Annotated in this window: 12 protein-coding genes; 10 read left to right on the plus strand and 2 right to left on the minus strand. The window is 63.9% G+C overall.

Annotated elements, in window-relative coordinates:
- Positions 1 to 1,194 (plus strand): amidohydrolase family protein, encoded by a 1,194-nt coding sequence (locus tag MKK62_RS25065; RefSeq protein WP_240263218.1) that lies wholly within the window; start codon positions 1 to 3, stop codon positions 1,192 to 1,194.
- Complete coding sequence (locus MKK62_RS25070) at positions 1,191 to 1,667, plus strand: MaoC family dehydratase (RefSeq protein ID WP_240263217.1); 477 nt, start codon at positions 1,191 to 1,193, stop codon at positions 1,665 to 1,667. The genes MKK62_RS25065 and MKK62_RS25070 overlap by 4 nt, the downstream gene beginning before the upstream one ends.
- A gap of 12 nt (positions 1,668 to 1,679) precedes the next feature.
- On the opposite strand, the gene MKK62_RS25075 is transcribed toward MKK62_RS25070, so the two are convergent.
- Positions 1,680 to 4,079 carry a CaiB/BaiF CoA transferase family protein gene (locus MKK62_RS25075; RefSeq protein WP_240263216.1) on the minus strand — a complete coding sequence of 800 codons (2,400 nt, stop codon included), beginning with the start codon at positions 4,077 to 4,079 and terminating at the stop codon, positions 1,680 to 1,682.
- Positions 4,076 to 5,536, minus strand: coding sequence for an aldehyde dehydrogenase family protein (locus MKK62_RS25080; RefSeq protein WP_240263215.1), 1,461 nt, complete (start codon positions 5,534 to 5,536; stop codon positions 4,076 to 4,078). The genes MKK62_RS25075 and MKK62_RS25080 overlap by 4 nt, the downstream gene beginning before the upstream one ends.
- A 253-nt stretch (positions 5,537 to 5,789) precedes the next feature.
- On the opposite strand from MKK62_RS25080, the gene MKK62_RS25085 reads away from it, so the two are divergent.
- Genes MKK62_RS25085 through MKK62_RS25120 form a run of 8 tightly spaced genes read left to right on the plus strand, consistent with a single transcriptional unit; the run spans position 5,790 to position 12,505 of the window.
- Positions 5,790 to 6,962, plus strand: a complete 1,173-nt coding sequence (locus MKK62_RS25085) for a cytochrome P450 (protein WP_240263935.1) — start codon at positions 5,790 to 5,792, stop codon at positions 6,960 to 6,962.
- Positions 6,962 to 8,170 carry an acyl-CoA dehydrogenase family protein gene (locus MKK62_RS25090; RefSeq protein WP_240263214.1) on the plus strand — a complete coding sequence of 403 codons (1,209 nt, stop codon included), beginning with the start codon at positions 6,962 to 6,964 and terminating at the stop codon, positions 8,168 to 8,170. Before MKK62_RS25085 ends, MKK62_RS25090 begins: the two co-directional genes overlap by 1 nt.
- Positions 8,167 to 8,715: an FAS1-like dehydratase domain-containing protein gene (locus tag MKK62_RS25095; protein ID WP_240263213.1), complete on the plus strand. Its 549-nt coding sequence runs from the start codon at positions 8,167 to 8,169 to the stop codon at positions 8,713 to 8,715. Before MKK62_RS25090 ends, MKK62_RS25095 begins: the two co-directional genes overlap by 4 nt.
- Positions 8,715 to 9,128 (plus strand): Zn-ribbon domain-containing OB-fold protein, encoded by a 414-nt coding sequence (locus tag MKK62_RS25100; protein WP_240263212.1) that lies wholly within the window; start codon positions 8,715 to 8,717, stop codon positions 9,126 to 9,128. Before MKK62_RS25095 ends, MKK62_RS25100 begins: the two co-directional genes overlap by 1 nt.
- A 21-nt stretch (positions 9,129 to 9,149) precedes the next feature.
- A complete protein-coding gene (locus MKK62_RS25105; protein WP_240263211.1) occupies positions 9,150 to 10,259 on the plus strand; it encodes an acyl-CoA dehydrogenase family protein in 1,110 nt (369 codons plus the stop codon).
- Positions 10,256 to 10,708, plus strand: coding sequence for a MaoC family dehydratase (locus tag MKK62_RS25110; protein WP_240263210.1), 453 nt, complete (start codon positions 10,256 to 10,258; stop codon positions 10,706 to 10,708). Before MKK62_RS25105 ends, MKK62_RS25110 begins: the two co-directional genes overlap by 4 nt.
- Positions 10,705 to 11,883 carry a lipid-transfer protein gene (locus tag MKK62_RS25115; protein ID WP_240263209.1) on the plus strand — a complete coding sequence of 393 codons (1,179 nt, stop codon included), beginning with the start codon at positions 10,705 to 10,707 and terminating at the stop codon, positions 11,881 to 11,883. Before MKK62_RS25110 ends, MKK62_RS25115 begins: the two co-directional genes overlap by 4 nt.
- Positions 11,884 to 11,902: 19 nt before the next feature.
- On the plus strand, positions 11,903 to 12,505 hold the full coding sequence (locus MKK62_RS25120; protein ID WP_240263208.1) for a TetR/AcrR family transcriptional regulator: 603 nt from the start codon (positions 11,903 to 11,905) through the stop codon (positions 12,503 to 12,505).
- Positions 12,506 to 12,508 lie beyond the last annotated feature (3 nt).

Below are 12,508 nucleotides of genomic sequence, written 5' to 3' on the forward strand. Positions count from 1 at the left end.
ATGCCTTCCCGGTCTCTGCCGTATCCGGTTTTCGACATCGACAACCACATGTACGAGACGACGGACGCGCTCACGAAGTTCCTGCCGAAGGAGCACCGCGGAAAGGTCGGCTACGTCGAGGTCAACGGCCGCCCGAAGCTCGTCGTCAAAGACCACATCAGTCACATGATTCCGAACCCGACGTTCGAGCGAGTCGCCCGGCCCGGTAGCGCTGAGGACTACTTTCTCGGCAACAATCCCGAGGGTTTGAACTTTCGCGAGTTCATCGGCGAGGCAATGGATGTCATTCCCGCGTACCAGGAGCCCGCACCGCGCCTGGAACTGATGGACGAACTGGGCATCGACCAGTGCGTGATGTACCCGACTCTCGCCAGCCTCATCGAGGAACGCACCACCGACGACGTCGTCCTCACCCACGCCATCATCCACGCGCTCAACGAGTGGATGCACGAGCACTGGACGTTCAACTACGAGAATCGCATCTTCGCCACGCCGGTGATCTGCTTGCCATTGGTCGACGAGGCCATCAAGGAGTTCCACTGGGCACTCGAGCGCGGTATGAAGACGTTCCTGCTCCGCCCCGCGCCGGTGCCCAGTTTGTACGGGGGCTCGCGGTCTATGGGGCTACCCGAATTCGATCCGTTCTGGGCCGAAGTGGTCAAGGCCGGCATCCCTGTGACCATGCACGCCTCCGACAGCGGGTACCAGAAGCACCTCATGGAGTGGGAGGGCGGCGACGAGTACCTGTCGTTCAAGACCAGTACGTTGCGCGAGGTTGTCATGGGTTTCCGTGCGATCGAGGACTCGCTGGCCGCGCTGATCTGCCACGGCGCGCTGTCGCGATTCCCCGACCTTAAGGTATTTGTCGTCGAGAACGGCAGCGGCTGGGTGCCGAACCTGCTCCGGTTGCTGGAGAAGGCGTACAAGACCATGCCCAAGGAATTCGACGAGCATCCCGTCGAGGTGTTCAAGCGCAACATCTACATTCACCCGTTCCTCGAAGACGATGTGCAGAAAATCGTCGACATCATGGGCGAGGATCACGTGATGTTCGGTTCCGACTTCCCCCATCCCGAGGGGATTGGCGACCCGCTGAGCTTCGTCGACCGACTCGACGGACTGTCCGAGACGGCCAAAGCGAAGATCATGGGCGGCAACGCGATTGAGCAGTTAGGGCTCAAGGTCACGGTATGACCCAGGCGCCCGCGTCTTTGAAGGTGTACGACGGTATCGCTGGCTTCGAGGCTCACGTAGGCGAGCACCTCGGCTACAGCGACTGGCGTCAGATCACGCAGAGGGAAATCGATCTGTTCGCCGAGGCAACCGGCGACCACCAATGGATCCACGTCGATCCGGAGAGGGCCGCCCGCGGCCCCTACGGCGCTACCATCGCGCACGGTTATCTCACCTTGTCGCTGGTACCTATTCTCGTGCAACAGATCTACCGGGTGACCGGTTTGTCGATGCAGGTGAATTACGGCTCGGACAAGCTGCGCTTTCCCGCACCGGTACCTGTCGATTCCCGCATCCGCGCAGGCGCGGAGCTTCTTAAAGTGGAGCGCAACGACAAGGGCGGACGCGCGACCGTACGAGTCACCGTCGAAGTCGAGGGAAGCGACCGACCGGCGTGTGTCGTCGACACCATTGCCGCGATGGTCGACGCCTGACGACGCGGCGCGTCAAGCGTTGAGCAGCCGCTCGCCGATTACTCGTTCTTTGCGCAGCACCGTCAGCTCGTCAGCCGCCAGCCCGAGCGCGCCAAGCACTTCGTCGTTGTGTTGGCCGAGCGTCGGCGACGCCGTGCGGTGATGGTGTGCCGGCCCGGGGCTGATCCGAAAAGGCCAGCCGGGATACCGTTGTCGGCCTGACAGCGGATGCTCGAGTTCCTCGTAGAAGCCACGTGCCTCGAGCTGGTCGACGTCATACATCCGATCGGCAGTAAGCAATCGCTCGGCGGGCACACCCCGGGCGCGAAGGGCGTCGGCGACGTCATCCGGCGCACGCGTGGCAGTCCATCGGGTGAGCACCTCGTCCAACGCGTCATGGTTGTCCAGGCGTGCCTCTTGCGAGGAGAACGACGAATCATCCTTGAGGTCCGGACGGGCGATCAATTCAGTGACGGCTGCCCAGTCAGCGTCGTCGCGAATGGATACGGCAACCCACTCGTCGTCCCCGCTGGTCGGATAGACCCCTTGCGCATAGGCGCGGTGCCGATTTCCCTCCCGCTCACGCACGCGCTGCGTCAGTGAGTACTCGATGATGGGCTCCGCGGTCACGGCGGCGCCGATTTCGATCTGGGCGGCCTCTATCAATTGCCCCTCGTTCGTCGACCGTCGGTGCTCGAGCGCCGCCAGCAAAGCGACGCACGCATGCACGCCCGCGATCGGGTCGGCGGGCCCCTGCAGATTGCACGGCGGCCCGTCCGCGTAACCGGTCGAGGCCGACATGCCGGATACCTGTTCGATGTTCAGGGCCCAGCCCACGTAGTCGCGCCACGGACCCTCGAGCCCGAAACCCGGCATCCGCACCATGATCACGCCGGGATTGACGCGCGCGATGGACTCGTAGTCCAGCCCGAACTGCTCGACCACACGCGGCGAGAAGTTCTCCACCACCACATCGGCTTCAGCAGCCAGGCGCAGCGCCAATTCGCGGCCCGCCGCGGACGTGAGGTCCAGCGTGATGTCGCGTTTGTTGAGATTCGTTCCCTGCCACAGCGGTCCGCACTCGTACCACTCGTCGCCCGAACGCAACAACGAACCCGAATAGCGATGTCCGTCGGGTCGCTGAACGGACTCGACCTTGACTACGTCGGCCCCGAACGCACCGAGGTAGCAGGTCAGATACGCCCCCGCCCAGAAGGTGCTCATGTCGAACACCTTCAAGCCGGCGAACGGCAGCGCCACGTCGAGGGACGCGTCGTCTGGACGCGATGCGTCACGCTCGGCCCATCCAGTGGTCCGTTCCGCCGTCGTCGTGGCGGGCGCCGGTAATGGCGGTGGAACCGGAGTTTTCGAAAGCCGAAAAGGCGCACCAGGTCTGGTGAATTGCCAATCTTTCGGGGCCGATTCGACGAAGAATCCGCGCTCCGCATACTGCGGACACGCCAGGATGGTGTCGCCTTGAGAGATCGGCGCCGCCGGTATCCGCATCGCCTGACTCAGCTCGACCAGTTCGGCCACCGACATCGATTCCAGGAAGGGCTGGGCTTTCGCGAAAAATTCGTCGCGCTCGGGGCCGCCGAGCATGATCGCCAGTTGATGCTCACCGAATTCGGGCAACCCGACCATCGCGCACACGTCGAGCCAGTGCTGGCCGGTCAGACAGTTGATACCGATCCAGCCATCGGCCGCTCGCACGATACCGAGCATCGGCGCTGCTTTGGAATTGGTCGGCAAGCCAAGGCTTTTCAGCCGTGCGGCCATCAGCATGGGATAGGGCAGCGTCGACAGCAGCGACTCGAACATCGAGACGTCGACCTCGACGGGCCGGTCGGTCCGGGCGGTCGCGATGCGCAACGCGGTGAGCGTGCCCAGCGCCGCATAGCCGCCGGCGATGTATTCCGGGATGCGGGCGCCGGCTTGTACCGGCGCGCGGCCGGGCTCCCGCAGGTTGATCCACCCTGCCGCGGCCTGAAGGGTCAGCGGGGTTGTCACCCGGTCGCGCAGCGGTCCCTCCTGGCCGAAATTCGAGATCCTCGTTACGACCAGATTCGGGTTGGTCTGCTCGAGGGTGTCTGAATCGAGACCCCACTCCCGGCGCTCGGGCACTCCCGCGGGGAGGTCTTCGATGAGAACATCCGCCGCGGAGATGAGCCGGTGAGCGACAGCAAGATCACCCTCATCCGTGAAATCCAGTGCCAGGCCGCGCTTTCCAGCGTTCAGGTATTCGAACAGCCCACTTCGGTCCGGATCCGGGCGCCCGGCGGGAAACGGGCCCCAGTGACGCAGCGGATCACCCGAAGGCGGTTCGATCTTGCACACCTCGGCACCCAGGTCGACGAGAAGCTTCGCGCAGTAGGGGCCCGCGATCTCAGATGCCAGCTCGACGACGCGCACACCCTCCAAGGGCCGCCTCACGCCGGTATCCCGATGGCTTTGGGCTCCATGTACGCCCGCAGCCCCATCACACCGCCCTCCCGGCCGATCCCGCTCTGCTTGAAGCCGCCGAACGGCGCGTCTCCCGGAATGGTGCCGTTGATCGATACCTGCCCGGTCCTGATCCGCCGGGCGATGCCCACCGCACGCTCGATATCGCTCCCCCATACTGCGCCGCCGAGACCGTAGGCCGAGTTGTTGGCGATCGCCACCGCGTCGTCGTCGTCGCGATACTTCAACACCGTCAGCACCGGGCCGAACACCTCTTCCTGGGCGATGTACGCATCGGCCGACGAACCGGTGAGAATGGTCGGCTCGAAGTAGAAGCCGCTGCTCAGATCTTTCGGACGCGATCCTCCGGTCACGACGGTCGCGCCGTCGGCTTCCGCGCGTTTGACGAATCCCTCGACGCGCTCGAGGTGTTCACGGCTGATCAGCGGCCCCATGGTGACCGCCGGATCGACGGGGTCACCGAGCACGACCGCCCGGGCCATCTCGGCGAGACGGCCCACCACCTCGTCGTGCATCCCTTCGGGCAGCAGCAATCTGCTGTTGAGAATGCACGCCTGACCGGCATGCATCGTGCATCCCTCGAACAGCAGGCGCTCCAGCAGTTCGTCGGTCACATCGAGGTCAGGCAACAGCACCGTGGCCGACTTGCCCCCGCATTCCAGCAGCACCCGCTTCATGGTGGACGCGGCGCCTGCCATCACGTCGCGCCCGACCGCGGAACTGCCGGTGAAGCTGACCATGTCGACGCGGGGATCGAGCGTCAAACGTCGGCTCGCCTCGATACTCGTCGGCGTCACGACGTTGACGACGCCAGGCGGGATGTCGGTGTTCTCGTCGATGATGCGAGCCAGCGCCAGCCCCGCCAGCGGCGTCAGCGGTGAAGGCTTGAGCACCAGCGTGTTTCCAGCCGCGAGTGCCGCGCCCAGTTTCATCACATTCAGCGTGTGCGGAAAGTTCCACGGCGTCATGGCCGCCACGACACCGAGCGGTTCGTACCGCAACACCGTCCTGCCTGCGGCGCCCCATGCTTCCATTGGCGCCTCGGCAGGTTCTACGGCCAGTTCGGCGGCGTGACCGACCATGAAGGCGGGCCCCTCGACATGGATCAGCCGCTCGTTGGCCGCGCAACCCCACTCGGCCTGTGCCAGGGCGTAGATCTCCTCACCTCGAGCGATCAAGGCGTCACTGAGCTGCTGCAGGCATCGCGCGCGTTCGGCCGGTTCCAACGTCGGCCACGGACCGGTGTCGAAAGCGGTCCTTGCCGCCGCGACCGCGTCTTCTACCTGAGCCACCCCGGCATCCGGTGCCGTGCCGATCACCGCTTCGGTGGCGGGGTTGACCACGTCATAACGTCCGCTGTCCGGTTCGGTCCAGCGCCCGTCGATGTAAAGCTCGTACGCGTCGATGAGAGAAGTCGACTCGGCCATCGCCTACCTGCCTTCCTGATCGTGGTACGGCGCAGACAGACCGCAGTGAGAACTTACATACTCCGATTGTGTGTACACCGATAAGCGCACGGCCGTCAACGAACAATCCACCATATTTTTCGCAGTTCTAGCGTGATTGACAGACTTGTCGCGTGTCCTGTAGACACCTTGGAAACGGACATTCTTACATTATCTGTTCGACCGCCGTCGGCGGTTCCAAGGAAGGCGTGCGGTGCCGATTACCAGTGTTCCTTTGCACTCCCCGGACTTCTACGCCGGGGATCCCTACCCGATCTACCGGGAACTTCGGAACACCACACCAGTGGTGTGGAATGACGTCACGAACTTCTGGGCGCTGCTGAAGTACGAGGACGTCCGCTACGTGTCAGGCCACCCCCTGACGTTCTCGTCAACCAAGGGCATTTCGATCCCCGACCCGAACCAGCCCGAACCCGTTCAGGAAGGCAACCTGATCTTCACCGATCCGCCGCGGCACCGGCAGCTGCGTAAGCTCATCAACTCCGGGTTCACCCGGCGGCAGGTGCAGTTGCTCGAGCCTAAGGTGCGCGAGATCGTCAAGGGCATCGTCGACGGCGTGGACACATCCCGGGAGTACGAGTTCGCCGAGGAGATCGCCGCACCGCTGCCCACCCGGTTGATCGCCGAAATGCTGGGCGCGCCACCGGAAGACTGGGAGCAGTTCCGCGCCTGGTCCGATGCCGCGGTCGGTACCGCGGATCCGGACATCGAGATGGATCACCTGGTCGCGCTCGGCGAGTTGTACGAATACTTCACCAAGCTCATCGCCGCCCGGCGATCTGGGGAAGTCAGCGGCCAGGACGATCTGCTGAGCATCCTGGCCGCCGCCCAAGTCGACGGCGAGCAACTCAGCGACGAGGATCTGCTCAACTTCTCCTTCCTGTTACTGGTCGCGGGCAACGAAACGACCCGCAACCTCATCGCACTGGGCACGTTGGCGCTGATCGACCATCCCGAACAGATGGCGCTGCTGCGCGCTAACCCGGCGCTGCTCCCCAGCGCGGTCGAGGAGATGCTGCGATTCACCAGCCCGGTGACGCACATGGCCCGCTGCGCCACCGAGGATGTCGAGATCCGCGGTCAGCAGATCAAGGCCGGCGACACCGTGGTGATGCTCTACGGGGCCGCCAACCGCGACGAAGAGGTTTTCGGACCGACGGCTGAAGAATTCGACATCACCCGTAACCCCAACCCGCACATCGCATTCGGGGCCGGGGAGCACGCCTGCCTCGGAGCGCAGCTCGCGCGGCTGGAAGCCCGGGTGATGTTCGAGGTACTGCTGGGCACCTACCCGACGATCGAACTCACCGGTGACGTCACACGGCTGCGCGCCACCATGGTCCCCGGTGTGAAACGTATGCCGATTCGACTAGGAACGGGCAGCTGATGGACTTCGACTACACACCAGAACAGGAACAGCTCCGCAAGGACTACCGCACCCGCCTCGAGGCGGTGATGACTCCTGAACGCCGTGCCGCTGTCGCCAAACTCACCGAGGGAGGCGAAGCGATGAGCGAATGCAGGCGTGCCCTCGGGGACGCCGGGCTCCTCGGCGTCGCGTGGCCGGTTGAATACGGCGGCGGGGGGCTGACGGCACTCGAGCAGCTGATCTTCTCCGAGGAAGCTCGCAGGGTCAACGCTCCGTTGCCGATGATCACTCTGAACACGGTGGGGCCCACGCTCATTCAGTTCGGCACCGAGGAGCAGAAGGCCAAATTCCTTCCGGCCATCCTCAAGGGCACGGTCGAGTTCGCGATCGGCTACTCGGAACCGGGCGCGGGCAGCGACCTCGCGTCGTTGCGCACCACCGCGGTGCGCGACGGCGACGAGTTCGTCATCAACGGCTCGAAGATGTTCACCAGCGGCGCCGAGTTCGCCGACTACATCTGGTTGGCGGCACGCACGGATCCGACGGCCAAGAAGCACAAGGGAATCACCCTGTTCATCGTGCCGACCGACTCGCCCGGCTTCTCCTGGAAGCCTCTGCACACGATGCCGGGTGTCTCCACCTACTACACGTTCTACGACGACGTCCGGGTGCCGGAAAGCGCCATCGTGTTAGGTGAGAACCAGGGGTGGACCTTGGTCACCAATCAACTCAACCTGGAACGCGCCGCACTGGGCAATCTCGGCGCGTTGGAGCCGCTGTTCCGCAAAACCCTCGAATGGGCGTCCACTACGCCGCTCAACGACGGTCTGGTCATCGAAAAGCCTTGGGTCCAGCAGGCTCTGGCCCGCGTCGAAGCACAAGTCGCCGCGTATCGGCTGCTGAATCTGCGAGTGAACGCGACCATGAGTGCCGGCGCGCTCGGCATGGGCGAAGCGTCCGCAGCGAAAGTGTTCGGCACCGAACTCACCCAGCAAGTCGCCCGCGAACTTCTCGAAGTCATCGGACAGGCCGGGGTCCGCAACGACTCGGCGGCGCCACTGAAGGGCGAGTTGGAAAGCGCATACCGGTTGGCAGTCATCAACACGTTCGGCGGCGGAGCCAACGAGCTTCAACGCGACATCATCGCCATGGCGGGTCTCGGAATGCCACGCGCACCCCGAGACACCCGGGCCAGCGCATCGGAGAAAGGAAGCTCCAACTCGTGACCGAGACAACCAAGGACGACCTTCGCGAACGCCTGGACGCGCTGATCGGCAAGCCCATCAGCGTCGGCGGACCGGCAAAAGCACCAGATCCGGTCAACCCGGCCATGATTCGGCACTGGGCATACGCGCTCGACGACATGAACCCCGCATACCTGGACCCGGAGTTCGCCTCGTCCTCACGCTACGGCGGTCTCGTCTCGCCCCCCGTCATGCTCCAGTCGTGGACGATGGCGCCGCCCAAGCTGGTCGGCATCCACGAACGCGGCGGAGTTCCGGTCGTGCTGAAGGAGAACCCGCTGCAGTTCCTCACCGACGCGGGCTACACCGGGACGGTCGCCACCAACTCCGAGTTCGAGATGGAGCGCTACCCACGAGTCGGTGACGACATCACCGCCGAGACGGTATTCGAGACGATCTCCGACGAGAAGACCACCGCGATGGGCAAAGGTTACTTCGTCACCTGGATCACCACCTACCGCGACCAGAACGGTGAAGTGATTGGCCGTCAGCGTTTTCGCACACTGCGCTTCAAGACGGGAAGCTGATGGCTACCCGACTCGCGCCGTCGATCAGCCCGGACACCGAATTCTTCTGGTCGGGGCTCAAGGACCACAAGCTTCTGATTCAACGGTGCACCGACTGCAAGACGTTGCGCGTGCCACCGCGGCCGATGTGCGGTAACTGTCAGTCCCTCAATTGGGACTCCGTCGAATCAACCGGGCGCGGCACGGTTTACAGCTTCGTCATGCCGCAGTATCCCCCGCTCCCGTTTCTTCAGTATCCCTATGTCGTCGCCCTGGTCGAGCTGGACGAGGGCGTACGGATTGTGTCGAACCTCTGCGATATCGATCCCTCGGATATCAAGGTCGGTATGCCCGTCGAGGTCTTTTACGAGAAATTCGAAGCACTCCCGAGCGGCGACGAGCTGGTGCTGCATCAGTTCCGTCCCGCTAGCTGACAAGCGAGGCGTTGACCCAGCATGGACTTTTCCTTCACCGAAGAACAAGAAACCGTCGGCAAGGTTGCGCGCCAACTCTTCGAGCACCGCGCCACCCCCGAACATCTCAGCGAACTCGAAGCGGGCCCGATTCGCCACGATGATGCCCTGTGGCGGGAGCTTGCCGCATCAGACCTGCTGGGCATCGCATTGCCCGAATCGGTCGGCGGCAGCGGCGGCGACTTCCTCGAACTGTGCGTGCTGCTGGCCGAGGTCGGCTGGAGCGTTGCGCCTGTCCCGGTCTACGCGACGCTGGTACTCGGCGCGGATGTCATTGCGCGTCATGGTGACTCGGCTCTTCAGCAGAAGTACCTCCCGAAAGTGGTCAGCGGCGAGCTGTTTCTGACCGGCGCACTCGTCGAGGCGAACAACTCCGACCCGACGTCACCGCGCACCACCGCACGCGCCGGGGGTGACAACACGTGGATCCTCACCGGCAGCAAGGAGCTTGTGCCGGCGGCGCAGCTCGCCGACGCCATTGTGGTCTCGGCGCGAGCCGATGACGGACCTGGCCTGTTCGTGGTCGACGCTACGGGCGACGGCGTCACGATAACTCCAGCAGGTACCACGAACGGCGAGCCCTACGCCGATGTCGAACTCGCCGGAGCCGTCGGATCCCGGCTCGAGGCCGGCGGGGCCAACGCCGTCGCCGAGCTGTACAACCGGGCCCTCGTGGGACTGTGCGCGATGCAGGTCGGCGTGACCGAACGTGCGCTGAAAATCGCCGCCTCGTACACCAGCGAGCGGGAGCAATTCGGCCGGCCCATCGGGTCATTTCAGGCCGTGCAGCAGCGGCTGGCCGACGCGTTCATCGATGTCGAGGCGATTCGCTGGACCACCTGGCATGCGGCGTGGCTGATCGCCGAGGGTCGGCCTGCGGTCCGCGACGCGGCCATTGCCAAGTTCTGGGCGGCCGACGCCGGAGCTCGGGTCGTCGCGTCCGCCCAGCAGGTGCACGGCGGCATGGGTATCGACGTCACGTATCCGCTCCACCGATACTTCCTGTGGGCCAAGCAAATCGAGCTTTCGCTAGGTTCCGCTCCGCAACAACTTGTCAGGCTCGGCGCCTCGTATCCGGAAGGATTGAAATGACCTCCACTGTCGACCGCACTCAGACCCTGGCGTGGAACAGTATCCAGGTGGGTGACGAAGTCACGCCGATGGACGTCCCGGTGACCACCACGCTGATCGTCGCCGGCGCCATCGCGTCACGCGACTACATGCCGGTACACCACGACCGTGATTTCGCCAATTCCCAAGGCTCCAAAGACATTTTCTTGAACATCCTGACCACCAACGGGCTGTGTGTGAAGTTTCTGCACGACTGGGCCGGCCCCGAGGCGATGGTCAAGAAGCTGTCCATTCGGCTGGGCGTGCCGGCGTATCCGAACGACCCGTTGCGCTTCACCGGCTCGGTGACAGACAAGTCGTCGACAGATGACGAGGGCTTGGTCGAGGTCACCTTCAAGGGAACCAACAGCCTTGGCGACCACGTCTCGGGAACCGCGATCCTCAGCTTGCTCGACGGGGTTGATGCATGAGTTCGGACGGGAACGGTATTGGCGGCCGGGCGGCCGTCGTCGGGATCGGTCAGACCGAATTTTCCAAGGAATCGGGCCGCACCGAGATGCAGCTCGCATGCGAGGCAGTCAAAGCGGCGATCGACGACGCGGGTCTGCGCCCTGCCGACATCGACGGCATGGTCACCTTCACGGTCGACGAGAACGAGGAGATCGAGGTCGCCCGCAACGTCGGCATCCGTGATCTGACGTTCTTCACCAGGGTTCCGCACGGCGGCGGTGCCGCCGCTGGGACGGTGATGCAAGCCGCGATGGCTGTGGCGACGGGCGTCGCGGAAGCCGTGGTGTGCTATCGGGCGTTCAACGAGCGCTCTGGTTTTCGCTTCGGCGGCGCGGGCCGTCAGCCCGGCGTGACGCCGCTATGGATGGCGCCTTATGCCCCGTTCGGTTTCATGACGCCCGCTGCATGGGTCGCGCTGCATGCACAGCGGTACATGTCGACGTACGGCGTGACGAACGCTGACTTCGGCAAGATCTCCGTGATCGACCGCAAGCACGCCGCCAAGAACCCGGACGCCTGGTTCTACGGAAAGCCGATCACCCTTGAGCAGCACCAACAATCGCGATGGATCATCGAGCCTGTGCTGAGGTTGCTCGACTGCTGTCAGGAAAGCGACGGCGGCGTTGCGATGGTGGTGACCAGCGTGGAACGGGCGCGGGACCTACCCAAGCCGCCCGCGGTCATCACCGCCGCCGCTCAGGGTGCAGCCTACGACGGCGAGGTGATGACCAGTTACTACCGCGAGAACATCACCGGGCTGCCCGAGATGGGTGTTGTCGGAGACAAGCTGTGGCGGGACTCCGGTCTTAAACCGCAAGATATCTCGACGGCATTCCTCTACGACCACTTCACGCCGTTCGTGTTCACACAGCTGGAGGAACTGGGGTTCTGCGGTCGTGGAGAAGCCAAAGACTTCGTCTCCGTGGAGGACCTGTCGCTGGGCGGCCGGATGCCGATCAACACCAACGGTGGGTTGCTCGGCGAGGCCTACATCCACGGAATGAACGGCATCACCGAGGGTGTCCGACAGGTACGCGGCACATCACACAATCAGGTCGACAACGTCGAGCACGTACTCGTCACATCGGGTACGGGAGTTCCGACGAGCGGTCTGATTCTCGCGCCCGATCACTGAGCACCGAAAGCGAGGGCCGATGACATACGCGACCGCCGTCGACACACGCGCGCTGCTTATCTCGGCCGCTTTCAAGTGCTTTCGCACGCACGGATTACAGAAGACGACCATCGTCGACATCGCGCGCGCGGCCGAGGTGTCCCGAAGCACCTTCTACGAGTACTTCCGGGACAAAGAGACAATCGTCGAGGCCTGCGCGGAAGCTGCATCGCAGAGCTTCTATCGCAAACTCGCCCGCGCCATCGATCGCGACGGCGGCAGCACGCTCGAAGACAAATTGGTTCGCGCCGGCGTCTTCGTGGCACAGGCCAGGCGGGTCGTCGAGCCCGAATTGTATTTCGACCCAGAAGAAGTCAACTTGATGTTGACCAAGAATGCGTCGACCCTGCTGCAGGAATGCGGCGAGTTCCTCGCCCCCTACGTGTCGGCAGCGAAGAGGACAGGTGAAGTCCGCAGCGATCTCGACATTCGCTCGTCGACCGAGTGGATCGCGCGGATCTTGTTCTCTCTGTTCACCACACCGTCGCCGAATATCGACATGACTGACGACGACATGGTGGCTGACTTCGTCCGCTCCTATGTGGTGCGGGGCCTGGTCGCCGATCGGATCAAGCGCCGTTAATCA

The organism is Mycobacterium paraterrae, from assembly GCF_022430545.2.
Taxonomy (GTDB): domain Bacteria; phylum Actinomycetota; class Actinomycetes; order Mycobacteriales; family Mycobacteriaceae; genus Mycobacterium; species Mycobacterium paraterrae.

Bases quoted from the DNA above. Each gene is read 5' to 3' on its own strand.
- MKK62_RS25065 (WP_240263218.1), top strand. From the start codon at position 1: ATGCCTTCCCGGTCTCTGCCGTATCCGGTTTTCGACATCGACAACCAC.
- MKK62_RS25070 (WP_240263217.1), top strand. From the start codon at position 1,191: ATGACCCAGGCGCCCGCGTCTTTGAAGGTGTACGACGGTATCGCTGGC.
- MKK62_RS25080 (WP_240263215.1), bottom strand. From the start codon at position 5,536: ATGGCCGAGTCGACTTCTCTCATCGACGCGTACGAGCTTTACATCGAC.
- MKK62_RS25090 (WP_240263214.1), top strand. From the start codon at position 6,962: ATGGACTTCGACTACACACCAGAACAGGAACAGCTCCGCAAGGACTAC.
- MKK62_RS25100 (WP_240263212.1), top strand. From the start codon at position 8,715: ATGGCTACCCGACTCGCGCCGTCGATCAGCCCGGACACCGAATTCTTC.
- MKK62_RS25105 (WP_240263211.1), top strand. From the start codon at position 9,150: ATGGACTTTTCCTTCACCGAAGAACAAGAAACCGTCGGCAAGGTTGCG.
- MKK62_RS25110 (WP_240263210.1), top strand. From the start codon at position 10,256: ATGACCTCCACTGTCGACCGCACTCAGACCCTGGCGTGGAACAGTATC.
- MKK62_RS25115 (WP_240263209.1), top strand. From the start codon at position 10,705: ATGAGTTCGGACGGGAACGGTATTGGCGGCCGGGCGGCCGTCGTCGGG.
- MKK62_RS25120 (WP_240263208.1), top strand. From the start codon at position 11,903: ATGACATACGCGACCGCCGTCGACACACGCGCGCTGCTTATCTCGGCC.